This window comes from Streptomyces sp. NPDC017993 (assembly GCF_044328065.1).
GTDB lineage: Bacteria > Actinomycetota > Actinomycetes > Streptomycetales > Streptomycetaceae > Streptomyces.
Map to the genome: position 1 here is coordinate 24,164 of NZ_JBIRGO010000018.1, position 24,321 is coordinate 48,484.

The following is a 24,321-nucleotide window of genomic DNA, read 5'->3' on the forward strand; positions in this document are numbered from 1 at the left end:
AACCCGAGCTGCCCCACCTACAGGCAAGGGGAGCAGAAGCCCAAGGACAGCGAGGCGTACGCGTAACCCCCTGGGCCGCTTCGACTTGGCCGCCGGCCGGAGGATGAGAGTACACGCGACGCAGTGACGTGCGCCTGACGCGCCGCGGGCGCACGAGCCCCGCCTCCGCATGTCTGCGCAAGCATCGGGGCCCTGGTGCCGAACACGCACCAGGGCCCCGATGAAGTACCCGTCCAGGGTGGCGCCTGTTCCGGCGACCGGTCCCGGGCGGCTCGGAGTCGACTCAGGACGTGGCGAGGAGCGCTTCCCGGAGGGTGGCGTACGTGCGGGTGAGGAGCCGGGAGACGTGCATCTGGGACATACCCAGTTCCGCGCCGATCTCGGACTGCGTCATTTCCGCGCCGAAGCGGAGCTGGATGAGGGTGCGCTCACGCTCATCCAGCTGGGCCAGGTGCGGCTTGAGGGCCTGAATGTCCTCGGCCAGGGCGAGCGCCGGATCCTCGTTGCCGACCAGATCGGCGACGAACCCGGTCTGCTGCTTGCCCCCGCCACCTGCTTCGATGGGCCGGTCGATGGAGTCGGCGTCATAGCCGTTGCAGGCCACCAGCCCCTCGATGACCTCCTCCTCCGACAACTCCAGGTGGGCCGCATAGTCGGCGACGGACGGCTCAGGAATTCCGCGCCCCTCCAGCTCCTCGCGGGCGCGTGCGAGATCCACGCGCAGCTCCTGCAGACGCCGCGGGACGTGCACGGACCAGGTCGTGTCGCGGAAGAACCGCTTGATCTCACCAGTGATGTAAGGGATCGAGAAGGTGGTGAACTCGTTCTCCAGCGACACATCGAAGCGGTCGATGGCCTTGATCAGACCGATCGTGCCGACCTGCACGACGTCTTCCATCTCCTGCCCGCGGCTGCGGAAGCGGCGCGCGACATAGCGCACCAGCGACAGGTTCATCTCGATGAGCGTGTTGCGCGCGTACTGGTACTCCGCGGTGCCTTCCTCCAGGACCGACAACCGCTCGAAGAACAGCTTCGACAAGCGGCGCGCATCCAACGGGGCCACGCGCTGCGCGTCCTCCACCAGGGGCAAAGAAGACTGAGCAGAATCAGACACCGTGCCCGCATCCGGGCGGGTCACCGATGTGTCCACCTGCGTCGCTGCCGTCGCCATGACTGCTCCTCTCTGTTTCCTCGTCAGTCCGTCACACCGCCGCCTACCCAAGGTTCACCTACGAAACCTCTTCCATGAGGAAACTATTTCCGTGAGGCAACATAGCGGCGGCCCGCCGGGTGGGGAGCGGCCTTTCGGCAGCCTGTCGATCACGGCGTAGCCGCCCAGGACGAGCCACCTCGGGACCGTGCCGCAAGCACCTGACATCCGGTCGCGGCGGGCAGCTCAGTGCGCCGGTGGGCCGGCTTGGGCGTCCGTGTAGTACCCCCAGAGTCCGAGGCCGATGAGCGCGGCCAGCCCGGCGATGAGGCTGTAGAGGCCGACCGTCCAGGTCAGCCGCTCCATCAGCGTCGGTGACGTCTTGTCGTAGCCGTGTTGCCTGCCGATGTTTGCGACCAGCCGTTCCACAGCGTGTCGGTCCGCGTTGCTCAGGCGGCCGTCGGCAGCACGCATCTGCGACAGTTGCGTGACCCGGCCGACCTCGGCGGCGGAGAATGCCCCGCGGGCGCGGGGGCTCTGGCGGGCGCCGATCGGAGGCAGAACCGTGCAATAGAGCACTTCGCCTGTCTTCTGGTCGAGGATGAGGTCCGAGTCACCCTCTTCGTCCGACCCATCCGAATTGTCGGAGTCGCCCCTGTTGCATGCCGTTCCGGGTGCCGAGAACGCCACCTGGTAGGGCGAGGTGGGTGTCGTGATCGCGTAGTGCACCAGGAGACTCCCGATCCCGAGAAGCACGGCCAGTACGGGGAGGCAGCACCCGATGACGGCGCGCATGTTGGAGCCCGGTCCGGCATCGCCGGACCGGGCGTCGGTCCTTTCGGAACTGCCCGGCACACATCCCCCTCAACTGTCCTGCTGGGCAGCAAGAAGGCCGCCCCCACGCATCATCCACCCCTCCAACCCGCACGGGAAGGCAGACCTTGAGCAGCAACCGGGGCAGGCGGGTGGCGACGCGGTCCGCACGGGCGAAAACGCGTCCTAGACGATCTAACTGGGCTCAGGGGAACGTCAGTTGGACCACTTCGGTGGTCAAAGCCCGTGAGTGGCACGAGGGATGACGAGAATTGTCAGACCCCTCTGCAAGGATCGTTCGTGTCTGAGAGGAAGCGGGCGGCCGGCCTTTGCCGGTTGCCTCTGCGAGTCACTTCTTGAGGGGGACGACGATGTCGACCGACATGTACGGCGTGCGGGTTCTGGAAGTCGATCCGGACCGGCTCCGTGTGAGATTCCAGGTGCTCGTCGTCTACTACGACACCGGGTCGCGCACGCACATCCCCCTGCCGGGTGAGGAGCCGGGCGTCTTCCTGCACTTCCTCTGGGAGAGCGCGGCAGGGTATCTGAGCGGCGACGACGAACGCCAGGGGCCCCTGGGCAGGGTGTTGAGCACGAACGACATCCTGGACTTCGAATGGGTCGACACCAACGCACGCCGCTTCATCTCAGAGGTCCGGCGCACCAACACGCTCAACGACCCGCCCACCGAGGAACAGTGGGAAGTCCTTCACGACTTCTACTACGAACGCGGCGGCACCTGGCAGGACGAGGATCTGCTGATCCAGGGCGAGTACGAGATACGGGTCACGGACCGCAAGTGGCTGGAGCACCTGAGCACGGGGCAGGCATGGGGCTCGGCCGCCTTCCCCCTGAACGGCGACAGCTGGACGGCCGAGGACGCGCCGCACATACCCGCCCTGGCCCAACCGAAGGTCAACCTACGGCCGTTCGAGACGACGACGGGCAGCGTCGAGCACGACTGCGTCGAGCATATGGAGTTCTCGGACGACGGTAAGTACCTGGCTGTGTGCAGCGACCAGGGTCGGGTGTGGGTGTACGACACCGCGGACTGGAGCGAGACCGTGCACACCCACGCCGGTGACTGGATCTTGCCGCTGATGATGTGGGTGCCCGGCGGGCACGTCCTCGTGGTGAAGCGCTACAGCAGCAGGGGCAAGCCCGAGCGGGAATCGCAGTGGGCCTATGACGTGGACCAGGGCACGACGGTGGAGGTGCCCTTCCAGCGCGGGCACCTGCGCTCGGTCGACGGCGCCCACCGGATCAGCCCGAACGCCGCGGGCGAGGGCGGTTTCGACCTGCACGGGGAGCAGGGGGCGCCCTGCCGGCAGCTGTCCCACGCCGGTCGCTGGGACCCGATCCAGTGCCGCGCCTTCGCCGGCGACTCCTCGCGACTGTTCCTCGGTGCGCAGGAGAACCTGTACGTGGTCGACCCGGTGAAGGGCGAGGTGGTCGACAAGGTCATGGACGCATCGGAGCGGTTGTTCGAACTCGCCTCCAACCCGGACGGGAGTTACCTGGCGATCGGCAGCTTCAGCCGGAAGCTGAGCTATCTGGAGTTCGGCAAGGACCGGCCGCACGAGTTGTGCATCTGGCGGATGGCCGACAAGAAGATCATCCTGGGCCACCAGTTCCGGACGTACATCAACGAACTCGCCTGGTCACCGAACGACGGTCGCTGGCTCGCGGTCGCCCTGGAGCCCATGGGAGACGGCCGGTTCCGCCATGGCACGACGGAAATCGCGGTCTTCCGCATGGGGCCGGGCGAGAGTCACTGAGGGGGCGACGCGGATGCGAGGGCGTGACGTCGTTCGTTACGGCTCGATGAGGCCGACGCGGATGGCGTAGCGGGTGAGTTCGAGGCGGTCGCGAAGCCCGAGTTTCTGGAGCAGGTTGGCACGGTGGCGTTCGACGGTCTTGACGCTGATGACCAGGAGGTCGCCGATCTCCTTGGAAGTGTGGCCTTCGGCGACGAGTTTGAGGATCTCTTCTTCGCGTTCGGTGATCGGGCGAGCGGGCAGGGGGTCGCCGCTGCGGGCGTGGTCGAGGTAATTGCGGATGAGGGTGGTTTCGACGCCGGGGTAGATGAAGGGCTCGTCGCGTAGGGCGGCACGGCAGGCTTCGACGAGGTCGCGGTCGGCGACGGACTTCAGGACGTATCCGGAGGCCCCGGCCTTGAGGGCTTCGAAGAAGTACTGCTCGTTGTCGTACATCGTCAGCATCAGGGTGCGCAGCTCGGGGCGGAGGCGGGCAATCTCGCGGACGGCCTGGAGGCCGGTTCGGCGGGGCATGGCGATGTCGAGGATGGCCAGGTCGATGTCCAGGTCACGGGCGTGGGCGACGGCCTCGGCGCCGTCAGCGGCCTCGGCGACCACGGTCAGGTCCGGCTCGGCGTCGAGGATGAGGCGCACGCCGCGGCGGACGAGGGCGTGGTCGTCAGCGAGCAGGATGCGGGCCGGCTTGGTCATCTGACGCTGTCCTTGGGGTCGGTGACGTTCAAACGGACTTCGGTTCCGCCCTTTTTTCCTGCGTCGACGATGAGTTCGGCGCCGATGAGCAGGGCGCGTTCGCGCATGCCGCGGATGCCGGCTCCTTCCGGTGCCGATCCGATTCCTCGGCCGTTGTCGCGGACCAGCAGTCCCACGCCACCGCTCGACAGGGCGTACAGGTGGAGTTCGGCCTCGTCGGCTGCCGAGTGGCGCGCGGTGTTGGTGAGCCCTTCCTGCGCGATGCGGTAGAGGACGAGCTCGGTGGCGTGGTCCAGGGCGGGCAGACCGGGGGTGATGACGGGGCGCACGGTCAGGGACGGCGTAGTGAACTCCGAAGCCAGGGACCGCAGTGCGCTGTGGAGGCCGAGTTCTTCCAGCACACCGGGGCGCAGGCGGCGGGCGATGCGGCGGATCTCGTCCAGGCTCGCACGGGTGGTCTCCTGGGCCTGGTGGAGATCCTCGCGTACCGGGGCGGGGACGCGGTCGGCTGCGTGTTTGAGCTGGAGGAGGACGGCGGTGAGGGTCTGGCCGACTTCGTCGTGGAGTTCCTGGGCGATGCGCCGGCGCTCGGCTTCCTGCGCGGACAGGACGCGGCCGGAGCTGGCGGCCCGTTCGGCTTCGAGACGTCCGAGCATCGCGTTGAACGCCTTCGTCAGTTCGGCGATCTCGCCGGGCCCGGTGACCGTGGTGCGGTGGCCGGGCTGGAGGAGGTCTGCCGTGGCCATGGCCCGGGCCAGGCGTTGCAGCGGGGCGAGCCCGATCCGCACCAGGACGGCGTTGGCGAACAGCATCGCCACCAGCCCGGCGATCAGAACCAGGGCCTCACCGAACAGCACGGGGGTGGAGACGGTGACGGGGCCGAGGAGGAGCAGGACCGCGACGACGAGGACGGCTGCGTTGAGGAGGAAGATCCGCCAGTACAGCGACATGGTCCCGTGCCTTTCCCCGGTTGGTTCCCACTTGCACCGTCGCCGCCTTGCGTCCGACGTCATCTGGGGTCTGACCTGCGGTTGGTCTACTGCCCCGCCTCAGCTTTGCCGGTTGCGGCACCGCTTGTCCATCCGTGGCGACACCCATATCCCGGCCCCGTTCGCACCTGGCAACATGAGCCCTTGCCGCGCCGGATCACCTGCCCGATCCCGCCGCGTGCCGTAGCCGCTATCGCAAACATCGAACAGAGGGGGATGGGTTGTGCCTGCTCCACGGATGCGTACGACACCACTGCCCGGCATCGGGGTCCAGTACGACCTCAGCACCCGCCAACACCGGCACCTGTCGGTGATCGCCCACCGGGACGGAACCCGGACGGTGAACGTCTACCGGGCCGACGATCCCGATGCCTGCGCACAGTCCCTGCACCTTACGGGTGCCGAGACGGCATCGTTGATCGACGCGCTGATGCCTGCCCACCACAGCCCGAGCCTGCTCCACACCACCGATCTGGGCCTGGTGGCCGAGCGGATCGAACTGTCCGCGCACTCGTACTGGAACGGCCGGGTGCTGGGCGAGACCCGGATGCGTACCGAGACCGGTGTGTCGGTGGTCGCGGTGCTGCGACGGGCGGAGGCCCGGCCGTCCCCGGCTCCGGACTTTCGACTCGCCGGTGGGGACACCCTCATCGTGATCGGCACCCGCGAGGGCGTCGACGCGGCCGCCGCGATACTGGGACGGAAGTGATCGCCGGTGCACTCCGCCGTCTTCCTCATTGAATTCGGAGCGATCATCCTCGGCCTGGGCCTCCTCGGGCGCGTCGCGGGCAGACTCAAGTTCTCCCCCATACCCCTGTACCTGCTGGCCGGACTCGCGTTTGGAACCGGCGGCCTGCTGCCGCTCGGCGCGAGCGAAGAGTTCGTCGCGATCGGCGCGGAGATCGGTGTCATCCTCCTGTTGCTGATGCTCGGGCTGGAGTACACCGCCAGCGACCTGGTCTCCAACCTGAAGACGCAGTACCCGGCGGGTCTGGTCGACTTCGCTCTGAACGCCGTACCCGGCGCCGTCGCCGCGCTGCTGATGGGCTGGGGCCCGGTCGCCGCGGTCGTGCTCGCCGGAGTGACCTGGATTTCGTCCTCCGGGGTCATCGCCAAGGTGATGGGCGACCTGGGCCGGCTCGGTAATCGCGAGACCCCGGTGATCCTCAGCATCCTGGTCCTCGAGGACCTGGCCATGGCCGTCTACTTGCCCATCATCACCGCCCTGCTGGCCGGAGTGAGCCTGGCCGCCGGCAGTGCGACGCTGGCCATCGCCCTGGGCGTCGCCGGTGCGGTGCTGTTCGTCGCGGTCCGATACGGCCGGCTGATCTCGCGCTTCGTCTCCAGCAACGACCCCGAGAAGCTGCTTCTCGTTGTCCTCGGCCTGACCCTGCTGGTCGCCGGGATCGCCCAGCAACTCCAGGTGTCGGCCGCCGTCGGCGCGTTCCTGGTCGGTATCGCCCTGTCCGGCGAGGTCGCCGAGGGCACCCACACGCTGCTCAGCCCGCTGCGGGACCTGTTCGCGGCGGTGTTCTTCGTCTTCTTCGGCCTGCACACCGATCCCGCGAGCATCCCGCCCGTGCTGCTGCCGGCTCTGGCTCTCGCCGTCGTCACCACGTGCACGAAGATCGCCACCGGCTACTTCGCCGCGAAGCGCGCCGGCGTCGGCATCAAGGGCCGCTGGCGCGCCGGCGGCACCCTCGTCGCCCGCGGCGAGTTCTCCATCGTCATCGCCGGCCTTGCCGTCACCGCGGGCATCGAACCGGCGCTGGGCCCGCTGGCCACCGCGTACGTCCTCATCCTGGTCGTGATCGGGCCGCTCACCGCTCGCTACACCGAACCCGTGGCCGCCTGGATCAGCAGGCGCCGCAGCCCGAAGGGGAGCGGCTCGGACGCCGTGGCTCGTCCGGCGCATTCGCCGGAGGCGATCCCGGACCACGACCCGGCCGGCCGCACATGAGCCCCGCTCCCGTGGCGCCAACGAGGCGAAAGGGCTTGCGATACTGAATGTGGCCCCGGCGGGCTGCGCCGCTTGACCACTGGCTAGCCATTCACCACTTCGCGCCGATGGCGGGGCCCTGCACCATGGGCCCGGCCATCGGCAACACCCACACTCCGGGGGCCACATGCGTCTGCACCACTTACTCCCGCTCAGCGCGATCGCTCTGCTGCTCCTCACCGGCTGCGCCGACGACGCAGAACACGGGACTCCGGACCAGGGTGCCTCTTCGGTCCGGCCCTCCAAGACGCGTCAGGAACAGTCGGCATCACCACCGGACACGGGCCGAGCATGGGAGCCGGACGACGCGATGCAACGTGCTGACCGGGCCTTGGACGCGTACGAAGGCGACGGCAGCCACCCCGAACTCATTGACTCCGGAACCGCATACATCACCGGCGGAACACACAAGAAATTTCAGGCGCCGGGCAAACGGTGGTATCGCCTCGACATCACCTGCAATACACGAGGCGTCGACGAACTCACCCTCACACTCTCGCGCGGCAGCGATGAGCAGGCCTATGCCATCGGCTGCGGCGACGCCGAAGCGGATCAGTTCAACATCCCACCGGGCGACACCTTCATTGCCCATGTCGACCCGGTCAAGGACGGCACCGGACTCTTCAAGTGGCGCCTGAACACCGTCGCAGAGGACAACGTGGACGGATGCGACGACGACATCGACGGCTGCGACGGCTGAATCAGCAACTGATCGGCCTGGTACGGGAATTCAGCCGCTTTCCGTCAGCACCGCGAGCGCCCGCCGGAACGCCGAGTCACGGCCCCGGGCGAACTCCTCCTTCGTAAAGACCGGTTCCTTCACGTGGGGCGGGATACCGGAGCCGTCGAAGGTGGAGCCCGACCGGGTCACGAACTCCTCGTTGGGAAGACCGAATTCCCAGCCGTTGGGCATCACCCGCTCCAACACATCGGAGAACACCCCTTGCGTCGACTGTCCGATGCGCACGGTCTTGGCGGGACGATTGATGAGCGCCTGGACGAAGCTTTCCCCCGCGCTCATGGTCGACCCGCCGGTCAGCACGGTGACCGGGCCGGTGAAGCGGGGCGCCTCGGCGGGCCGCACCCGCTGCGGCTGCGGGCGCGTGAAGCGGGCCGCGTCACGGGGGTCGTTGCGGGTCCGCTTGGCGTAGGCGGTGTAGCCGCGGTCCGTGAGTCGCCCGGCCAGGCGCAGCCCCAGTTCGTCGGATCCCCCTCCGTTGATGCGTACATCGATGACGAGGCCCCGCAGCCGGGTGGTGCGTTCTTTGGTGAAGACCGCGCCCAGAGCCTTGTCGAACGCGGCACTGTTGGCGGTGAAGCTGTTCTCTCCGGAGAAGCCGCTGAAGCCCGACAGTCGTAGGTAGCCGAGGTCGCCGGGCAGGTCGGCGTACCCGATACGGCCATTGGCATGGGGGGTGAGCTTCCGGCCTCCCAGATCGTGGCGCTCGACGTGCGCGCGCACCCGCGCGTCCAGATCCGGTGAGGGAAGGACGGTGCCCGGCCGGATACGGGCGAACCGGCCCGCGTCGGAGTCGAGGGTGACATGGGCGTCGGCGAGCGGGGCGACCATGGTGCGCAGGGTGTCGAAGAAGTCGGCGTCGGACATGCCCTCGTGCACGGTCGGACGGTAACGGTCATGCATGGCACGCCAGTTGATGCCCTTGGCGGCGAAGAACGGGTAATTCTCCTCCAGGGTCTGCCAGAAGACATCGAATGCGGCGACGCGTCCCCGGGGCGGGTCCGGATCCTGGCACCGCGGCGGCAGCCGGTCGATGCGCTGCAGATGACGCACGCCGGGAGAGCCGTCCCAGTGCCCGGACGCCCGCCCTCGGTGCCCGCTCGCCCGCACGGTGAAGCCGTCGCCGTCGACGTCGACGTAGCGCACCCCCGAGCCGCCCGCGGTGTCCGAGCGATGAGCCGTCAGCCCCTTGAGGCAGCTGACGGACGTGGTCTGGTACTCCTGCATACCGTCCTCGTCGAGGACCAGGACCGTCCCGTAGCCGTCGGTGCGCCAGACTCCGGTCGTCGGCAGAGCGGCTTCGGCAGGCGCGGGTAAGGCGGATAGCGACGCCAGCGCCAGTGACGCGACGAGCGCGAGCCGCCCCGCCGATGCCGCCGAGCGGGTCGAGAACCATCGGCCCGCGTGCTTGTCGCGCCCGTCGGGCCCGCTTCGAGTGGTCCGCATGCCGGTGCTCCCTCTCCTTCGTTCCTGTGAAGCTCCAGCATGATCAAGCGGACAGCCGAACGGCATCCGAGAAGCATCAGTCCGGCAGTAGGGAAAACCCCCGGCCGAAGCCCGGAGCGCCGGTCACACCCGCTCCGGGCAGGGGCGCCCCAGGGGGATCTGACGGAGGATCCGCTGCCGCGTCGCTATACGTCGGACCGCTGGGCGGCCATGCGCAGGCGCTTGCCGCGCAGTCCCGTCATCGCCTTGAGCGGGATCAGCACCACCCACCACAGCTTCGCGCCCGTCGGGGAGACGAAGGCGAGCGGTACGGCGACGACGAAGACCAGCACCGTCCATGCCATGTCGGCCACATCGTTGCGTGCGACGGGATCGGGCAGCGCCTCGCTGCCCAGCCACGGGCGCTTCCACACCACGACCGTCAAGGCGAGCTGCGCGGCTCCCATGGCCGCGACGGCGCCGGAGTAGACGGCCACCGACGCCGGCTGGTCCCCGTACTCGGCCAAAAGGGTGGTGGGAAACGGCATCAGGGCGATCAGGCCCAGGTTCAGCAGCCCGATCCTGATGACGGCCCCGTCCACCTCCCGTGCGTACCGGAAGATCTGGTGGTGGCCCCGCCAGAACGCCGAGATGACCACGAAGCTGAGGCCGTACGCCCAGAGGTTGGGCATCACGTCCGCCAGTGCCTGCTCGAATCCGGCAGTGCCCAGGCCGGAAGGCAGCGTGATGTCCAGCGCCAGCAGCGTCATCGCGATGGCGAACACTCCGTCGGACAGCGCGAGGAGCCGGCTCCCGCTGCCCTCGTCGTCCCGCACTCGCTGGTGGCCGTTCACGGCGACACCCTAGGGCCAGATGCCCCGAAAAGTTCCGATTGACCTCTGCCGTCAGATCTCGGGGAAGGCCTCGGGCACGCCCAGTGTCCCCGCCACGGCGCGCCAGATCGCTGCTTGGGCGGTCGGCAGGTCGATGCGCGGGTCGCCCAGCATCAGGCGGATGCCGAAGCCGTCGCTCAGCGCGAGCAGCAGCGTGCTGGTCGCCTCCACGTCACAGTCGGCGAACTCGCCGGCGTCGATGCCTCTGCGCAGCGCCTGACCGATCCAGGCGTGCAGCTGGTCGTAGAGGTCGACGGCGAGGTGCTGGGCCGTCTCGTCCCGCAGCGCCCTGACCCACAGCTCCTGCCACAGCCGCCAGTCCTGCCGGAGCTCGGCGTCCGTGGGCAGCATGTTGTGCAGAATGCGGGCCAGGACCACCGCGGCGGGCACCGTGTCGGCGTCCCGTTCGAGTTCCGTGCCGGTCTGTCCGAAGGAGTGGGTCATCGCCTCGGCGAAGAGCCGCTCACGGTTTTCGAAGTGGTAGTGCAGCAGGGCCGTCGAGACCTTGGCGCGCTCGGCGACCATGCGCATCCGGATCTTTTCGAAGCCGACCTCGGCGATCACTTCGCACGCGGCGGAGAGAATCCGCTCCCGCGTTTCGAGAGTGCGTTCGTCCTTGGTCACGTGAATGCTCCCCGGATATTCGGTACAGGTCCTGCGGGCCGCCCGGCCCGTCTCGTTCCATCTTCCCGCATCACCTTCCGCGGCCCCCCGCCGCAGGGCCGGTCAGCGATAGGTGTGGAAGCCGCGGCCGGACTTGCGGCCGAGCAGGCCCGCGTCGACCATCCGGCCCAGCAGCGGCGGCGGCGCGTAGCGCGGCTCGCGGAACTCCTCGTAAAGCGACTCGGCGATGGCCTGTGTGGTGTCGAGACCGATCAGGTCGGCCAGAGCGAGCGGCCCCAGCGGGTGTGCGCAGCCCAGGCGCATGCCCCGGTCGATGTCGGCCGCCGAGGCCACACCGGACTCGGCCATCCGCACCGCGTCCAACAGATACGGGACGAGCAGGGCGTTGACGATGAACCCGGCGCGGTCCGCGGCCTGTACGACCTCCTTGCCGAGCACGTCGGCGGCGAAGGACCGGGCCCTGCGGGTGGTGTCCTCACCGGTCAGCAGGGAGGGCACCAGCTCGACGAGCGGCAGCACCGGCACGGGGTTGAAGAAGTGCAGGCCGATGACCTGCTGGGGGCGTGCGGTGGCGGCGGCGAGCCGGATGACCGGCAGGGACGAGGTGTTGGTCGCCAGGATCGCGTCCGGGCGCCGTACCGTCGCATCCAGTCGTTCGAACACAGCCGTCTTCGCCGCCTCGTCCTCCGCGACGGCCTCGATGACCAGATCGCGGTCGGCAAGCGCCTCAAGGTCCGTGGTGACGGTGATTCTGGCGAGCGCGGCGTCGCGGTCGGGGGCGGAGAGCTTGTCGGCGGCCGTGGCGCGGTCGAGGGAGCCGGTGAGCCGGCGCAGCCCGGCGTCCGCTGCGGCCCGGCCGGTCTCGACGACGATCACGTCCCGGCCCGCCCGGGCGCACACCTCGGCGATCCCGGAGCCCATCAGGCCGCAGCCCACGACCCCGATCCGTTCGACTGCGCTGGTGGGCATCGGTCCTCCTTGATCGGTGTGCCGGGCGGCCGAGGGGTCTCGGCCGCCGCCCCGTGACGCCGGGTGGTGCGCTGCGGGGAGGGTCCGGCGTGTCCCGGTCCGACGACCGGGACACGCCGGGCGGGGGTCAGCTGGCGGTGGGCATCTGGAGTACGCCCGTGCCCCGCTTGACCAGTTCGCCGGCGATGATCAGGCGCTGGATCTCGGAGGTGCCCTCCCAGATCCGGTCCACCCGCAGCTCCCGGTAGAGCCGCTCGACGGGGTAGGAGCGGTCGTAGCCCCGGCCGCCGAAGATCTGCACACAGCGGTCGATGACCCGGCCCGCCGCCTCGCTCGCCGCGAGCTTGGCGATGGCCGCCTTGGCGTGCAGGGTCTTGCGATCGACGGTGCCCTCGGTCACCTCCCAGGCGACCTGGTGGGTGTAGGCACGGTTGACCGCGATGTCGACCGCGCAGTCCGCCAGCATGCCCTGCACCAGCTGGAAGTCGGCGATCGGGGAGCCGAACTGCCTGCGCTCCACAGCCCAGTCGCGGGCCAGCCGCAGGGCTCGCTCCGCGGCGCCCGTCGTGCGGGCCGCGATCATCAGCCGCTCCTCGGTGAACCAGGACCGGGTGATGTCGTAGCCCTTGCCGATCCCGCCCAGCACCGCGTCGTCGGGCACCGCGACGTCGGTGAAGGTGAACTCGGGGTGCTCGTAGACGAAGGTGTGCATGAACCGCGGCACCCGGGTCATCTCGATGCCCGGCGTGTCCTTGTCGACGAGGAAGAGCGTCGGCTCTCGGTCCGGGCCGGCCGCGGCGAGGACGATCATGAAGTCGGCGTGGTCGCCGACGGTGACGAACCACTTCTCGCCGTTGAGCGTCCAGCCGTCGGCGGTCCGGGTCGCGGTCGTCGCCAGGTTCTGCGGGTCGGAGCCGGCGCCGGGCTCGGTCACCGCGTAGCAGTCGCGGCGCTCGCCGCGGATGACGGGTTCGAGGTAGCGCTCGCGCTGTGCGGGGGTGCAGAAGCGCAGGGCGTTGGCGGGGCGCCACACGGTGTCCCACAGGGCGCCGGTGAGCTGTCCCAACTCCTCCTGGACGATGGCCTGTTCCATGATGGTGAGCCCTGCGCCGCCCCACTCCTGCGGCATGTTGACGGCCTGCAGACCGCTGGCGAGCACGGCGTCGCGGATCTCGGCGTGTGCCTGCGGCGGGAGGCCGTTGTTCTCCTCGCAGTCGACTTCGTACGCGGTGAGGGTTTCGGTGAGCTCGCGCGCGGTGCGCTTGAGGCCCGCCTGGCGGGGGGTGAGACGGAAGTCCATGTCAGTCCTCAAAGGTGGGGTGCCGGACCGTGGTCCGGGTGGTCCGGTGGTCGGGCGGGGTCAGGCCTGCGGCAGGTTGAGGGCGCGGGTGCCGCGCTTGATGAGCTCGTTGGCGATGATCAGGCGCTGGATCTCGGAGGTGCCCTCCCAGATCCGGTCGACGCGCAGTTCCCGGTAGAGCCGCTCGACGGGGTAGGAGCGGTCGTAGCCCCGGCCGCCGAAGATCTGCACACAGCGGTCGATGACCCGGCCCGCCGCCTCGCTCGCCGCGAGCTTCGCCGTCGAGGCCTTGGCATGCAGTGCCTTGGGGTCGACGCCCGGCTGGTCGGCCTCCCAGGCGACCTGGTGGGTGTAGGCACGGTTGACCGCGATGTCCACCGCACAGTCCGCCAGCATCCCCTGCACCAGCTGGAAGTCCGCGATGGCGGAGCCGAACTGCCTGCGCTCCACGGCCCAGTCGCGGGCCAGTTGAAGCGCCCGCTCGGCGGCGCCCGTCGTGCGGGCCGCGATCATCAGCCGTTCGTCGGTGAACCATTCCTTGGTCAGTTCGTATCCGTTGCCGACGCCGCCGAGGACGTCCTCATCGGGGACGAACACATCGGTGAAGGTGAACTCGGGGTGCCCGTTCACCGCGGAGTGCATGAACCGCGGCACCCGGGTCATCCGCACGCCCGGCGCCTGCTTGTCGACGAAGAAGAGGGTGGCCGCCCGCTCCGGACCCGCGTCGGCCTGCACGAGCAGGAAGTCGGCGATGTCGCCGCAGGTCACGAACCACTTCTCGCCGTTGAGCAGCCAACCGCCCTCGGTGCGGGTGGCGGTGCTGGTACCCGACGAGGGGTCGGAGCCGGCGCCCGGCTCGGTCACCGCGAAGGCGTCGAAGCGCTCACCGCGGATGACGGGGAGCAGATACTTCTCCCGCTGCGCCTCGGTGCCGTAGGCCAGCACGTTGGCCGGCCGCCAGGGAATGTCCCACAGGCAGTTGGTGACCTTGCCGAATTCCTCCTCGACGATGACCTGATCGAGCAGGGAGAGGCCGGGGCCGCCCCACTTCTCGGGCATGTTGATGGCGTAGACCCCGGCGTCGATCGCGGCCCGGGTCAGCTCGCGGACGGTTTCGGCGGGCAGCGGTCCCCCGGCCTCCTCGGACTGGTTCTCGTACGGATACAGCAGCTCGGTGTAGGCGGCGGCGCGGGCCTTGAGATCGGCCTGTCGGGGGGTGTAGCGGAAGTCCATGGTGTCCTCCGGGACGGCGGGCGGGGCGGGGTGTCAGGCCAGTAGGGCGCGGGCGTCGAGGGCGATGGCGCCGTCCGGGCGGACGAGCAGCGGATTGACCTCGATCTCCGTGATCTCGGGGTGGGCGGCGGCGAATGTGGTGATGCGTTCGACGGCGGCTGCCGCGGCCGCGATGTCGACGGCGGGCCGGCCCCGAACACCCTTGAGGAGAGCCGCGGTTCGCAGCCCGGCCAGCAGTTGTGCGGCGCGCTCCGCCGGGACTGGCGCCAGCGCGAACGCGACATCGTGCAGGGCCTCGGTGAGCACTCCCCCCAGGCCGACCATGGCGACCGGGCCGAACCGGGGATCGTGGTTGACTCCCACGATCAGTTCGACGCCGTCCGTCGTATCGGCCATCGCCTCCACCGAGTAGGAGCCCGCCCCGAGCCGGGCGTGCATCTCCCGGTAGGCCGTGACAAGGGAGGGCCGGTCCGGCAACCCCAGGGCGACCCCGCCGGCGTCGGACTTGTGCAGGAGGTGCAGGGCCTTGAGGACGTACGGGCCGGGGAACGCGTCGGCGGCTGCGAGCAGTTGTGCCTCGTCGGTGATCTCCCGGGCCTCCGGGAAGGCCACTCCGGCGGCGCTCAGCAGCCCGCGCACTCCGTGGTATCCGACTTCGACGACCGGCGGCGCCGCCGGTGGCAGCAGCCGCACGCCGGGTGGGCCGACGGCCTCGGGCACGGTCATGGCCGCCAGCGCCCTGGCCGCGTCCTCGGTCGACGCGAAGACCGGTATGCCTGCCTCGACGAGCGTCCGGCAGCTGGGAGCGTCCGGGAACATCGACTGCACCACGAGGGGCTTGGCCGCGCTCGTCGCCTGCCCCGCCATCTGGTGTGCCGTCTCCAGCTCACCGGCGGCGAGGGCGCTCCCGCCACCGGTGGTGCCGCTGTCGGCCGCCGGGCCGCCCAGGCCACCGGTCGCCGCGGAGTAGCCACCGAAGTAGCCGGTCAGGAGCACGGAGTCGACCTCGTCCATGCCCAGCAGGGCGGTCACGGTGTCGCCGTAGGAGTGCGGGTTCTGCTCCCCCATCCCGGCCAGATCGACCGGGTTGCCGACCGCGGACTGCTCCCACAGCAGCCTGCTGAGCTGTTCCTGTGCGTCGCCGCCGAGTTCCTGTACGTCCAGTCCGGCCGCCTCGACGGCATCCGCGGCGATCGCTCCGTGACCGCCGCCGTCGGTGCACACCGCGGTGCGGCGCCCGGTGGCGCGCCGTCCCGCGTGCAGCGCGGCGAGGACCACGGTCATCTCGTGTGGGGTGGCGACCAGGTGGACGCCCGCGTCCCGGCAGGCCGCGGCCACGACATCGGCCGAGGTGGTCAGGGCGCCGGTGTGCGACCGGGCGCTGCGGGCGGAGGCGGTGCCCCGCCCCGCGGTGAGCAGGACCACCGGCTTCCCCGCCGAGGCCGCCGCCTCCGCGAAGGCGCGGCCGTCGCCGAAGTCCTCCGCGTAGACGGCGATGGCCCGGGTGTCGTCGTGCCGTGCGGCGTCCTCGACGAGGTCGACGAGGGTGACGTCGGCCTGGTTGCCCAGGGAGACGAAGCGGGAGAATCCCAGGCCGTGCGGGGCGCACCGGAGTTGGAGTTCGAGGGCGAGGTTGCCGCTCTGGCTCAGCAGCGCGATGCCACCGGGCGCGAAACGGTCCGAGGCGAGATACAGCTCGGTGGTGTTGTCGGCGATGCCGAGGCAGTTCGGTCCGACGAGCACCGCTCCGGCGGCGCGTACGCGTGCGGCGATCGCCTCTTGTCGGGCCAGCCCCAGCGGGCCGGTCTCGGCGAAGCCGGCGGTGATACCGACGAGGGCGCGTGCCCCGCAGGCCAGGGCGTCGTCGACGGCGGCCTCGAAGCCGGGGCCGGGCACGGAGATCACCACGAGGTCGACGGGTTCGCCGATCGCGGCGAGCGAGGGGGTGGTGGTGCGCCCGAGGACCGTGCCGCCACGGCGGTTCACCAGGTGGACGGGCCGGCGGTCGGGTGCTCGCAGCGCCTGCGCGGCGACCGCGTGACCGTACTTCGCCGGGTCGTCACTGGCACCGACCACCGCGACCGACTTGGGGTCGAACAGGGCCGACAGATCACGTCCCATGGTTACCTCTCCAACTTGAGCGCGGAGTTGGGGCAGGACTCGGCGGCGGCACGGGCGGCGTCCTCGGTGGCGCCCGGCGCGGGGTCGGCGACGACGGCGGCATAGCCCCACTCGTCGAGGTCGATGAGGTCCGGGGCGGGTTCCTGGCAGAGGCCGTAGCCCTGGCAGCGGGTGGAGTCGAGGAGAAGTTTCACGGTGTTCCTTTCAGCGCGGGCAGGGGGCGGAGGTTCGCTGGTGGGGCACGGCACGGCGGGCCACACCGGGGACGGCCACGGTGAGCCGGTCGCCGGATCCGGCGGCTGCGTCGCAGGCCGGGCAGGGGGCGTCGAGATGGGAGCGGACGAGGTGGGGAAAGGACCGCAGCAGGCTGCCGGCGGTGCCTGCCGCGGCATCGAGCAGCCCGCAGGCGCCGCGGCCGGGCAGCGAGGTGGACCAGCGCTCCAGCCGTCCGGCGATATCGGGGGTCGCGGTGCCGGTGGTGAGGGTGGCGAGGGCATCGCGGATCGCGCCGGTGCCCGCCACGCAGACGCCGCACTGCCGGGCGCTCTCGGCCGCGAGATGGCTGAGTGCGGCGGAGGCGAGGGAGACCGGGCACTCGTCGGGGCCGAGGAACCGGATCGCTCCGCAGCCCAGTGCCGTGCCCGCGGCCGCCAGGGCGTCGGGGTCGAGGACGAGGTCGAGGGAGCCGGGCCCGATCAGCCCGCCGAACAGCCCGCCCAGGAGCGCTCCGGCGGGCTCGGGGGTGCCCTGGGCACGCGCCAGTGACCGCAGAGTGTGGCCGTAGGGCACCTCGGCGAGCACTGGGTCAGCGTCGCCGCCGGCGAGCGTCAGCAGCGTGGTGCGCGCCGTGCGGTATCCGTGGTCCGGTCGTGCGGCGAGGAGGGCGATACGGGCCAGGGTCTCCACGTTGGTGACGAGGGTGGGAGCGCCGCCGACGCCCTGCTCGTACGGCCGGGGCGGCTTGGCGGTCGGAAGGGCCGGGCCGCCGTCGATCCGTCGCACCACCGCGGTCTCCTCCCCCGCGACGTAGGTGTGCGGGGTGTGGACGATCTCCACCGGCAGGTGCGGTGCCCGCTCCGCGAGTGCGCGGCGGACCCGTTCGGCTGCCGTGGTGTCGGAGAGGTAGACATAGCCGCGTTCCGCGCCGGTGATCTCCGCGGCCCGTGCCAGCCCGTCGAGGACCAGGTGGGGCCGGGCCCGGAGCAGCCAGCGGTCCTTGACCGAACCGGGCTCGCCCTCCTCGCCGTTCGCGACGACGACGGGCCGGCGGCCGGCGTCGCGGACGGCGCGGAGCTTGGCGGCGGTGGGATAGCAGGCGCCGCCCCGCCCGCGCAGTCCGGCGTCGGCGATCCGGTCGAGAAGTTCGGCCGCGCTCAGGGTGTCGCCGTAGCCGCCGGTGGCCGCGTAGTCCTCGGCGTGTTCCGTCACGCCCGGTGTGACACCGAGCGCGGAAGGGGTGCCCTGTCGTATCAGGGAGGCGATCCCGGTCATCCTCGGTCTCCGTCCGGTGGGGCGGCGCGCAGGGCGCGTACCGCGCTTTCGAGGGCTGTACGGTCCGCTGCCGTCCGGCCGTACCCCGGTCCGGGGAGGCCGATCAGCATGCGGTGGTGGTCGAGCACGACCTCCGCCGCGAGGAGGGCGGCCTGCCGGTCGCCGGGTCGGGTGCCGCCGGCGACCGCCGTGACGAGGTCGGTCACCTCGGCGAGGTAGCGGAGCCAGCCGCGCTGGGTGCCGTGCATGACCAGCCGCTCGACGCGGCACTGCTCGGCTCTCGTGGCCGCCACCGGCACGTCGACCGCGTGCCGCACAGCGGTGCGCAGTGCCGCGACGGTGGCGGGCAGTTCCCGTTCGGGTTCGGGGGTGAGCCCGAGCCAGACGAGGCTCCGACGACCGCTCATGCGTGCCTCCGGGAGAGGAGTGGGGGTGGCCGGCACGGCGCGGATCGGGGGTTCGGGTTGGGGCATTGCCCGTGGCTCGGTGCCGGAAGGGTGGTGCCGTTGCGGGTGGCCGGCGGACCGGGGCGCACCGCGCCCGCTCGCTGCCGGCGTTCACCGTGGCGGAGCGCCAGGAGCAGCGAGAGCACTAAACTAACTAATCAATTAGTCAGGACACAAGTCTTGACTTCCCCGAAACCCGCCAGCAATCTGACTGACCAATTAGTCAGCACGGGATCCGATACGTCGGCAACGGGCCGGACACCTCGCCCCGGCCGCCTCAATCCCCTCGCCCCGTGCGGCAGGAGGAGCCACCCGATGCACCCCGAAGCCACCACCGCACCGCCGAAGCAGGACACCCCCGGCCAGGGACTGCCCGGCCGCTACTACACCGACCCGGCCACCGCCACCGCCGAGACCCGGCACATCTTTGCCAAGTCCTGGCAGCTGGTCTGTCATGAATCCGATCTCCCCGACCCCGGGGCGCGGCTCGCCGCCACCGTCGCCGACCGTGAGGTGCTGGTCGTACGCACCGAGGACGGCGCCCTCGCCGCCCACCTCAATGTGTGCAGGCACCGTGGAACCCGCCTGGTCACGGCCCCCGAGCCGGCCGGCAAGGCTATCCGGTGCCCGTACCACGGCTGGACCTACAAGCTCGACGGGCGCCTGGTCGGCGCGCCGGAGGCACGGCAGATCCCCTGCCTGGACAAGCCGGCGCTCGGCCTCTTCCCGGTCCGCGTCGAGTCGTTCCTCGGGTTCGTCTTCTGCAACCTCGACCCGGACGCCGTGCCGCTCGCCGAGCAGTGCGCCGGGCTGGCGGAGGCCGTCGGCCACTACGCGGGGACCGATCTGGTGCCGGTGGGCCGAAGCCGGATCCACGACCTGGCCGGCGCCGAGGTCCAGGAAGCCAACTGGAAGGTCGCGGTCGACAACTACCTGGAGGGCTATCACGTCCCGGTCGCCCACCCCGGGCTGATGCGGCTGCTCGACTACCAGGGCTACACCAGCGAGGTCGCCGAGTCCTACGTACTCTTCGCCTCGCCACTGCGCGACAAGCCGTCCTCGAACTGGGCCGAGCGGCTCTACCAGCGCGTCGCCTCCCCCATGCCGGGCCTGACCGAGGCCGACCGGCGGATCTGGCGGTACGCGGTGATCTACCCCAACACACTCATCGACTTCTACCCCGACCATGTGCTTGCCTGGACCGCCATCCCGACGGCCGTCGACCGGGTGGCCGTCCCCGGCGCTTTCTACACCCGCCGCGGGACCGGCCCACGGACCCGGCTCGCCCGTCGCCTCAACATCCACATCGGCTGGATCACCAATGACGAAGACGCCGAACTGGTGGCCCGTGTGCAGAAGGGCCTCGGTACGCCGGGCTTCGAGCCGGGCCCCCTGTCCCGCCGGGAGGCCGCCGTCGGCTGGTTCGCCGACCGGGTACGCGCCGACCTGGGCGACGCGGTGCGCTGAACCGCCCCGGTGAGGCGACTGCCCGAGCATCCCCGGCGCGCACCGCACCGCGCCGCGGCCGTCTGGTTCCGCGCGAAGGACAGGGCCTTCCGCGCCCCCGCGACCACCCCCTGAAGCAGCGCTGACCCCCTACGGAGAGGACACCGATGTCCCCCGAGGCACACCCACCACCGTCCCGACGCGGCTTTCTGCGCTCAGGCGCCGCCGCGGCACTCGGCCTCGGCGTCGCCGGCTGCGGCTTCCTGCCGGAGAGCCGGAACGCCTTCGGAGATCCGGACGAGCCGATCGACGTCAAGGCCGACGGCGATCTGGTGTATTTCAACTGGGCCGACTTCGTCGCCCCGGCCGTCTTCGACGGATTCGAGAAGGAGTACGGCGTCAAGGTCATCCAGTCGAACTTCGACTCGATGGAGGGCATGACCGCCAAGCTCAACGCCGGGAACCGCTACGACATCATCTTTCCCACCGCGAAGTGGGCGCAGCGGCTGGCCGACGGCGGACGGCTGCGCCGTATCGACCACTCCCGGCTGCGCCATGCCGATGCCGTCTTCGGGAAGTACGACTACTTCGCGGACCCCTGGTACGACCGGCGCTCCGCGCACACCGTCCCGTTCACCATGTACAAGACGGGCATCGGCTGGCGCAAGGACAAGATCGGCGACGGCCTCACCGGATCCTGGGGCGACCTGTGGAACGACCGGGCCAAGGGCCATGTCTTCGTCCTCGACGACCGCGACGAGGTGCTCGGCATGGCCGCACTCAAGCTCGGCCTGGACATCGACACGTCCGACGCGCACGATCTCGGCCGTATCACCAGCACGCTCCAGAGCCTCCGCCCCCGGCTGCGCGGCTTCTCCAGCGACAGCTACAACAACCTGCTCAACGGCAACGCGACGATGACGCAGGCGTGGAGCGGTGACATGGCCGCCATGCTCGGCCAGGCCAAGGACCCGTCCGTCCTGGGCTTCGAGGTGGCACGGGAGGGCGCGCCGATCAACTCGGACTGCTACGCGATACCCACCAACGCCCGCCACCCCGGGACGGCGATGCTCTTCATCGACTACATGCTCAGACCCGAGAACGTACGCAAGAACATCCGGTACATCGGCTACCCCATGCCGGTCGGCGGCAGTGAGGATGTCTACGCCACCCTCGTGAAGCCGTTCCCGCAGTGCCTGGTCGCCCCCGACGATCTCAAGGCCGACCTCTTCTTCCGCAATGCCTCCTCGAAGGGCGAACAGGCCCGCGATACCGCCTGGACCCACGTGAAAGCGGGCTGACATGGCACAGCGCTCCCCCTCCGGGTCTCCCCGGCCGCCACGCGGGCCCTCGGCCTCCGGCACGCGGCTGTGGACCTGGCTCATGCTCCCCGGCACCCTGTGGATGACCGGTTTCCTGATCGCCTCCCTGATCCTGGTGGCCACCCTTGCCCTGGGTACCACCGACCCCCTCGGCAACCCGCGCTTCGGGCTCAACTTCGACAACCTCGCGGCGATGGCCGATCCCACGTACCGCATCGTGCTGCTGCGCTCCCTGGGCTTCTCGCTGATCGCCTGCGCCGTCTGCCTGGTCGTGGCCTACCCCGTCGCCTACTCCATCGCCCTGCACGGCGGGCGGTTCAAAAATCTCCTGATCGCCGCGATCGTCGTGCCGTTCTTCGCCAATTACCTGGTGCGGATGTACGGCTGGTCGGTGGTGCTGTCCGACGGCGGGCCCGTGCTGAAGGTGTTGCGCGCCGTCGGCCTGGCCGACGACGGCACCAGGATTCTGCAGAGCGGTGTCGGTGTCATCGCCGGACTCGTCTACGGCTTCATCGTCTTCATGATCATCCCGTTGTACGCGGCACTGGAACGGATGGACCTCTCGCTGATCGAAGCGGGTCGCGACCTCTACGGAGGACCTTTGCGGACGTTCTTCTTCGTCACCCTCCCCGCGACCCGGCAGGGCGCGGCCGCGGGCGCCGTCCTGGTCTTCCTGCCCGCCATGGGGGACTTCGTGAGCGCCCAACTGATGGGCGGCCCGGACCAGATCATGATCGGCAACCTGATCCAGGACAAGTTCTTCCAGGGCCAGAACTGGCCCCTGGGCTCCGCCCTCACCATGCTCATGATGGCGGTGCTGTTCCTCGGGATGCTCGGCTACCTGCGGCGCACCCGCAAGGACGAGGCGGAGGCCACCCGATGACGCTGCGCTCCCCGCACCTGCGGCACCGCCGCGGCACCGACCGCAGGCCCCGCCTGGCCCTCGCGATCACCGCCGCCTTCTTCCTCCTCCTCTACCTCCCCATCGGGGTGGTCGTCCTCTTCTCCTTCAACGCCCAGAAGTCCCTCACCGTCTTCAAGGGCTTCAGCTTCCGCTGGTACACGGCGTTCTTCCAGGACAACGTGCTGATCGAATCGCTCGGGATGAGCCTGCGGGTCTCCCTCGTGGCCATGGCGGGTTCGGTGATCCTCGGGGTCGCGCTGGCCCTGGGCCTGGTGCGCAGCCGTACCCGGCTCGGGTCCCTGGCCGGCCTGATCATGCTGGTCCCGCTGATCACCCCGGAGATCGTCACCGGCGTCGCCGCCATGCTCCTCTTCAAGGGCATGGACATCACCCTCTCCTCGGGCACGGTGATGCTCGCGGAGATCACCTTCTCCATCTCCTACGTGACGGTGATCCTGCGCTCGCGGATCGCCGCCCTCAACCCGGAGGTCGAGGAGGCCGCGATGGACCTGGGGGCCACGCGCTGGCAGGCCCTGCGCCTGGTCACGCTGCCCGCTCTGCTGCCCACCATCCTGGCCGCGGCGGTGCTCGTCTTCGCCCTCGTCTTCGACGACTTCGTGCTGGCCTACTTCACCACCGGAGTGGACCCGCAGCCGCTGTCCGTCCGCATCTACTCCGCGATCCGGTTCGGTGTGCAGCCCACCATCAACGCCGTCGGCACGCTGATGCTGGCCGGCTCCATCGGCCTGATCGCTCTCGCGCTGGCCATCCCGCGTCTGTTCGGCCGCCGCGGTGGCCTCGACCTGCTCTCCGGGAAGTGACGCCATGACCTCCTCCGAATCCCCCTCCCCCGGCACCCCCTCCGCCGGGGCGGCCCCGGCCGACGCGCCCCCCGCCGTCCGGCTCGACAACGTCAGCAAGAACTACGGCGGCTCCTTCGCGGTCAAGGACCTCTCCCTGGACATCGCACCCGGCGAATTCTTCTCCCTGCTGGGCCCGTCCGGCTGCGGCAAGACCACCTCGCTGCGGATGATCGGCGGCTTCACCGACCCCACCGCCGGCACCGTCCTGCTGGGCGGTGAGGACGTGACCGCGCTGCCGCCCGACAAGCGCAACGTCAATACCGTCTTCCAGAGCTACGCCCTCTTCGACCACCTGTCGGTGGCCGACAACGTGGCCTTCGGCCTCAAGCGCAAGGGCATACCCCGGGCCGAGATCCGCGAGCGGGTCGCCACCATGCTGGAGCGGGTGCAGCTCGGCGACCTCGGCAGCCGGAAGCCGGGAACGCTCTCCGGCGGGCAGCGACAGCGGGTCGCCCTGGCGCGCGCCCTCGTCAACCGCCCCCAGGTCCTGCTGCTCGACGAGCCGCTGGCCGCGCTCGACCTCAAGCTGCGGCGGCGCATGCAGGTCGAGCTGAAGCAGATCCAGCGCGAGGTCGGCATCACGTTCGTCTTCGTCACGCACGACCAGGACGAGGCGCTCACCATGTCGGACCGGGTGGCGGTGATGAACCAGGGCCGCGTCGAGCAGTGCGGCCCCCCGGAGGATGTCTACGAACGTCCCGCCAACCAGTTCGTGGCGTCCTTCATGGGCACCTCCAACCTCGTGCCCGGTACCTACCGCTCCGGCGAGGTGGTCCTCGACTGCGGCCCCTCGCTGCCGGTCGGCGTCCGCAAGGGCGTCCCCGACGGCAGCAGCGTCAGCCTGTCGATCCGGCCCGAGAAGATCTGGCTCTCCGACTTCGAACCGGGCATGGCCCTGGTGAACGGCGTGGTGCGGGAGACCGTCTACTCCGGCCCGACCACCACCTATCTCATCGAACTCGCCCCCGGCGTCACGGTGTCCGTACTGGAGCAGAACACCTACCGCTCCCGCATGGAGGACCGCTGGAGCGGCGGCGAAAGCGTGGAGATCGGCTGGAAGCCCGAGCACTGTCTGGTCCTGGACTGACCGGCGCCCACCCGCAGCCGCCCACCCACAGCGAAGGAA

Annotated in this window: 23 protein-coding genes; 9 read left to right on the forward strand and 14 right to left on the reverse strand. The window is 70.1% G+C overall.

Annotated features, from left to right (window positions below; all coding sequences use genetic code 11):
- Positions 1–283: 283 nt before the first annotated feature.
- Positions 284–1,171, reverse strand: a complete 888-nt coding sequence (locus tag ACH4FH_RS28720; RefSeq protein ID WP_398558836.1) for a SigB/SigF/SigG family RNA polymerase sigma factor — start codon at positions 1,169–1,171, stop codon at positions 284–286.
- Positions 1,172–1,396: 225 nt separating this feature from the next.
- Entirely contained in the window at positions 1,397–2,005 is a 609-nt protein-coding gene (locus ACH4FH_RS28725) for a hypothetical protein (RefSeq protein WP_398558837.1), read from the reverse strand.
- 329 nt (positions 2,006–2,334) lie between these two features.
- Between ACH4FH_RS28725 and ACH4FH_RS28730 the strand changes: the two genes are divergently transcribed.
- The gene (locus ACH4FH_RS28730) at positions 2,335–3,741 is read left to right on the forward strand and encodes a WD40 repeat domain-containing protein (protein ID WP_398558838.1); all 1,407 of its coding nucleotides are present in this window, start codon (positions 2,335–2,337) and stop codon (positions 3,739–3,741) included.
- A 36-nt stretch (positions 3,742–3,777) separates the two neighbouring features.
- Here ACH4FH_RS28730 and ACH4FH_RS28735 read toward each other — a convergent pair whose 3' ends face one another.
- Together ACH4FH_RS28735 and ACH4FH_RS28740 are read right to left on the reverse strand one after the other, a co-directional pair.
- Positions 3,778–4,431: a response regulator gene (locus ACH4FH_RS28735; protein WP_398558839.1), complete on the reverse strand. Its 654-nt coding sequence runs from the start codon at positions 4,429–4,431 to the stop codon at positions 3,778–3,780.
- Entirely contained in the window at positions 4,428–5,381 is a 954-nt protein-coding gene (locus ACH4FH_RS28740) for a histidine kinase (protein WP_398558840.1), read from the reverse strand. The genes ACH4FH_RS28735 and ACH4FH_RS28740 overlap by 4 nt, the downstream gene beginning before the upstream one ends.
- A 262-nt stretch (positions 5,382–5,643) precedes the next feature.
- On the opposite strand from ACH4FH_RS28740, the gene ACH4FH_RS28745 reads away from it, so the two are divergent.
- The 3 genes from ACH4FH_RS28745 (at position 5,644) to ACH4FH_RS28755 (ending at position 8,119) form a co-directional block, all read left to right on the forward strand.
- Entirely contained in the window at positions 5,644–6,129 is a 486-nt protein-coding gene (locus ACH4FH_RS28745) for a cation:proton antiporter regulatory subunit (protein ID WP_398558841.1), read from the forward strand.
- Between the two features lie 6 nt (positions 6,130–6,135).
- Entirely contained in the window at positions 6,136–7,380 is a 1,245-nt protein-coding gene (locus ACH4FH_RS28750) for a cation:proton antiporter (protein WP_398558842.1), read from the forward strand.
- A 166-nt stretch (positions 7,381–7,546) separates the two neighbouring features.
- Positions 7,547–8,119 carry a hypothetical protein gene (locus ACH4FH_RS28755; RefSeq protein ID WP_398558843.1) on the forward strand — a complete coding sequence of 191 codons (573 nt, stop codon included), beginning with the start codon at positions 7,547–7,549 and terminating at the stop codon, positions 8,117–8,119.
- A 30-nt stretch (positions 8,120–8,149) separates the two neighbouring features.
- Here the strand turns inward: ACH4FH_RS28755 and ACH4FH_RS28760 are convergent, their stop codons facing one another.
- From ACH4FH_RS28760 to ACH4FH_RS28805, 10 genes are all read right to left on the reverse strand, one after another.
- On the reverse strand, positions 8,150–9,604 hold the full coding sequence (locus ACH4FH_RS28760) for a S41 family peptidase (protein ID WP_398558844.1): 1,455 nt from the start codon (positions 9,602–9,604) through the stop codon (positions 8,150–8,152).
- A 185-nt stretch (positions 9,605–9,789) separates the two neighbouring features.
- Positions 9,790–10,437, reverse strand: coding sequence for a TMEM175 family protein (locus ACH4FH_RS28765; protein WP_398558845.1), 648 nt, complete (start codon positions 10,435–10,437; stop codon positions 9,790–9,792).
- A 51-nt stretch (positions 10,438–10,488) separates the two neighbouring features.
- Entirely contained in the window at positions 10,489–11,100 is a 612-nt protein-coding gene (locus tag ACH4FH_RS28770) for a TetR/AcrR family transcriptional regulator (RefSeq protein WP_398558846.1), read from the reverse strand.
- 102 nt (positions 11,101–11,202) lie between these two features.
- Positions 11,203–12,069 (reverse strand): 3-hydroxybutyryl-CoA dehydrogenase, encoded by an 867-nt coding sequence (locus ACH4FH_RS28775; RefSeq protein ID WP_398558847.1) that lies wholly within the window; start codon positions 12,067–12,069, stop codon positions 11,203–11,205.
- Positions 12,070–12,196: 127 nt separating this feature from the next.
- Positions 12,197–13,369 (reverse strand): acyl-CoA dehydrogenase family protein, encoded by a 1,173-nt coding sequence (locus ACH4FH_RS28780; protein WP_398558848.1) that lies wholly within the window; start codon positions 13,367–13,369, stop codon positions 12,197–12,199.
- A 60-nt stretch (positions 13,370–13,429) separates the two neighbouring features.
- Positions 13,430–14,602, reverse strand: a complete 1,173-nt coding sequence (locus ACH4FH_RS28785) for an acyl-CoA dehydrogenase family protein (protein ID WP_398558849.1) — start codon at positions 14,600–14,602, stop codon at positions 13,430–13,432.
- A 33-nt stretch (positions 14,603–14,635) separates the two neighbouring features.
- The gene (locus ACH4FH_RS28790) at positions 14,636–16,723 is read right to left on the reverse strand and encodes an acetate--CoA ligase family protein (RefSeq protein WP_398558850.1); all 2,088 of its coding nucleotides are present in this window, start codon (positions 16,721–16,723) and stop codon (positions 14,636–14,638) included.
- Between the two features lie 2 nt (positions 16,724–16,725).
- Complete coding sequence (locus ACH4FH_RS28795; RefSeq protein ID WP_398558851.1) at positions 16,726–16,917, reverse strand: ferredoxin; 192 nt, start codon at positions 16,915–16,917, stop codon at positions 16,726–16,728.
- Positions 16,918–16,927: 10 nt separating this feature from the next.
- Positions 16,928–18,214, reverse strand: coding sequence for an NADH-ubiquinone oxidoreductase-F iron-sulfur binding region domain-containing protein (locus ACH4FH_RS28800; protein ID WP_398558852.1), 1,287 nt, complete (start codon positions 18,212–18,214; stop codon positions 16,928–16,930).
- Positions 18,211–18,621, reverse strand: coding sequence for a hypothetical protein (locus ACH4FH_RS28805; RefSeq protein WP_398558853.1), 411 nt, complete (start codon positions 18,619–18,621; stop codon positions 18,211–18,213). Before ACH4FH_RS28805 ends, ACH4FH_RS28800 begins: the two co-directional genes overlap by 4 nt.
- A gap of 354 nt (positions 18,622–18,975) precedes the next feature.
- On the opposite strand from ACH4FH_RS28805, the gene ACH4FH_RS28810 reads away from it, so the two are divergent.
- From ACH4FH_RS28810 to ACH4FH_RS28830, 5 genes are all read left to right on the forward strand, one after another.
- Entirely contained in the window at positions 18,976–20,127 is a 1,152-nt protein-coding gene (locus ACH4FH_RS28810; protein WP_398558854.1) for an aromatic ring-hydroxylating dioxygenase subunit alpha, read from the forward strand.
- Between the two features lie 146 nt (positions 20,128–20,273).
- A complete protein-coding gene (locus ACH4FH_RS28815; protein ID WP_398558855.1) occupies positions 20,274–21,407 on the forward strand; it encodes a spermidine/putrescine ABC transporter substrate-binding protein in 1,134 nt (377 codons plus the stop codon).
- 82 nt (positions 21,408–21,489) lie between these two features.
- A complete protein-coding gene (locus tag ACH4FH_RS28820; protein WP_398558856.1) occupies positions 21,490–22,311 on the forward strand; it encodes an ABC transporter permease in 822 nt (273 codons plus the stop codon).
- A complete protein-coding gene (locus ACH4FH_RS28825) occupies positions 22,308–23,153 on the forward strand; it encodes an ABC transporter permease (protein ID WP_398558857.1) in 846 nt (281 codons plus the stop codon). The genes ACH4FH_RS28820 and ACH4FH_RS28825 overlap by 4 nt, the downstream gene beginning before the upstream one ends.
- A 4-nt stretch (positions 23,154–23,157) precedes the next feature.
- On the forward strand, positions 23,158–24,282 hold the full coding sequence (locus tag ACH4FH_RS28830; protein ID WP_398558858.1) for an ABC transporter ATP-binding protein: 1,125 nt from the start codon (positions 23,158–23,160) through the stop codon (positions 24,280–24,282).
- Positions 24,283–24,321 lie beyond the last annotated feature (39 nt).

Excerpts from the sequence above, each read along its gene's own strand:
- ACH4FH_RS28720 (WP_398558836.1), bottom strand. The coding sequence starts at position 1,171 with ATGGCGACGGCAGCGACGCAGGTGGACACATCGGTGACCCGCCCGGAT.
- ACH4FH_RS28730 (WP_398558838.1), top strand. The coding sequence starts at position 2,335 with ATGTCGACCGACATGTACGGCGTGCGGGTTCTGGAAGTCGATCCGGAC.
- ACH4FH_RS28735 (WP_398558839.1), bottom strand. The coding sequence starts at position 4,431 with ATGACCAAGCCGGCCCGCATCCTGCTCGCTGACGACCACGCCCTCGTC.
- ACH4FH_RS28740 (WP_398558840.1), bottom strand. The coding sequence starts at position 5,381 with ATGTCGCTGTACTGGCGGATCTTCCTCCTCAACGCAGCCGTCCTCGTC.
- ACH4FH_RS28755 (WP_398558843.1), top strand. The coding sequence starts at position 7,547 with ATGCGTCTGCACCACTTACTCCCGCTCAGCGCGATCGCTCTGCTGCTC.
- ACH4FH_RS28760 (WP_398558844.1), bottom strand. The coding sequence starts at position 9,604 with ATGCGGACCACTCGAAGCGGGCCCGACGGGCGCGACAAGCACGCGGGC.
- ACH4FH_RS28775 (WP_398558847.1), bottom strand. The coding sequence starts at position 12,069 with ATGCCCACCAGCGCAGTCGAACGGATCGGGGTCGTGGGCTGCGGCCTG.
- ACH4FH_RS28780 (WP_398558848.1), bottom strand. The coding sequence starts at position 13,369 with ATGGACTTCCGTCTCACCCCCCGCCAGGCGGGCCTCAAGCGCACCGCG.
- ACH4FH_RS28785 (WP_398558849.1), bottom strand. The coding sequence starts at position 14,602 with ATGGACTTCCGCTACACCCCCCGACAGGCCGATCTCAAGGCCCGCGCC.
- ACH4FH_RS28790 (WP_398558850.1), bottom strand. The coding sequence starts at position 16,723 with ATGGGACGTGATCTGTCGGCCCTGTTCGACCCCAAGTCGGTCGCGGTG.
- ACH4FH_RS28800 (WP_398558852.1), bottom strand. The coding sequence starts at position 18,214 with ATGACCGGGATCGCCTCCCTGATACGACAGGGCACCCCTTCCGCGCTC.
- ACH4FH_RS28805 (WP_398558853.1), bottom strand. The coding sequence starts at position 18,621 with ATGAGCGGTCGTCGGAGCCTCGTCTGGCTCGGGCTCACCCCCGAACCC.
- ACH4FH_RS28810 (WP_398558854.1), top strand. The coding sequence starts at position 18,976 with ATGCACCCCGAAGCCACCACCGCACCGCCGAAGCAGGACACCCCCGGC.
- ACH4FH_RS28815 (WP_398558855.1), top strand. The coding sequence starts at position 20,274 with ATGTCCCCCGAGGCACACCCACCACCGTCCCGACGCGGCTTTCTGCGC.
- ACH4FH_RS28820 (WP_398558856.1), top strand. The coding sequence starts at position 21,490 with ATGCTCCCCGGCACCCTGTGGATGACCGGTTTCCTGATCGCCTCCCTG.
- ACH4FH_RS28825 (WP_398558857.1), top strand. The coding sequence starts at position 22,308 with ATGACGCTGCGCTCCCCGCACCTGCGGCACCGCCGCGGCACCGACCGC.
- ACH4FH_RS28830 (WP_398558858.1), top strand. The coding sequence starts at position 23,158 with ATGACCTCCTCCGAATCCCCCTCCCCCGGCACCCCCTCCGCCGGGGCG.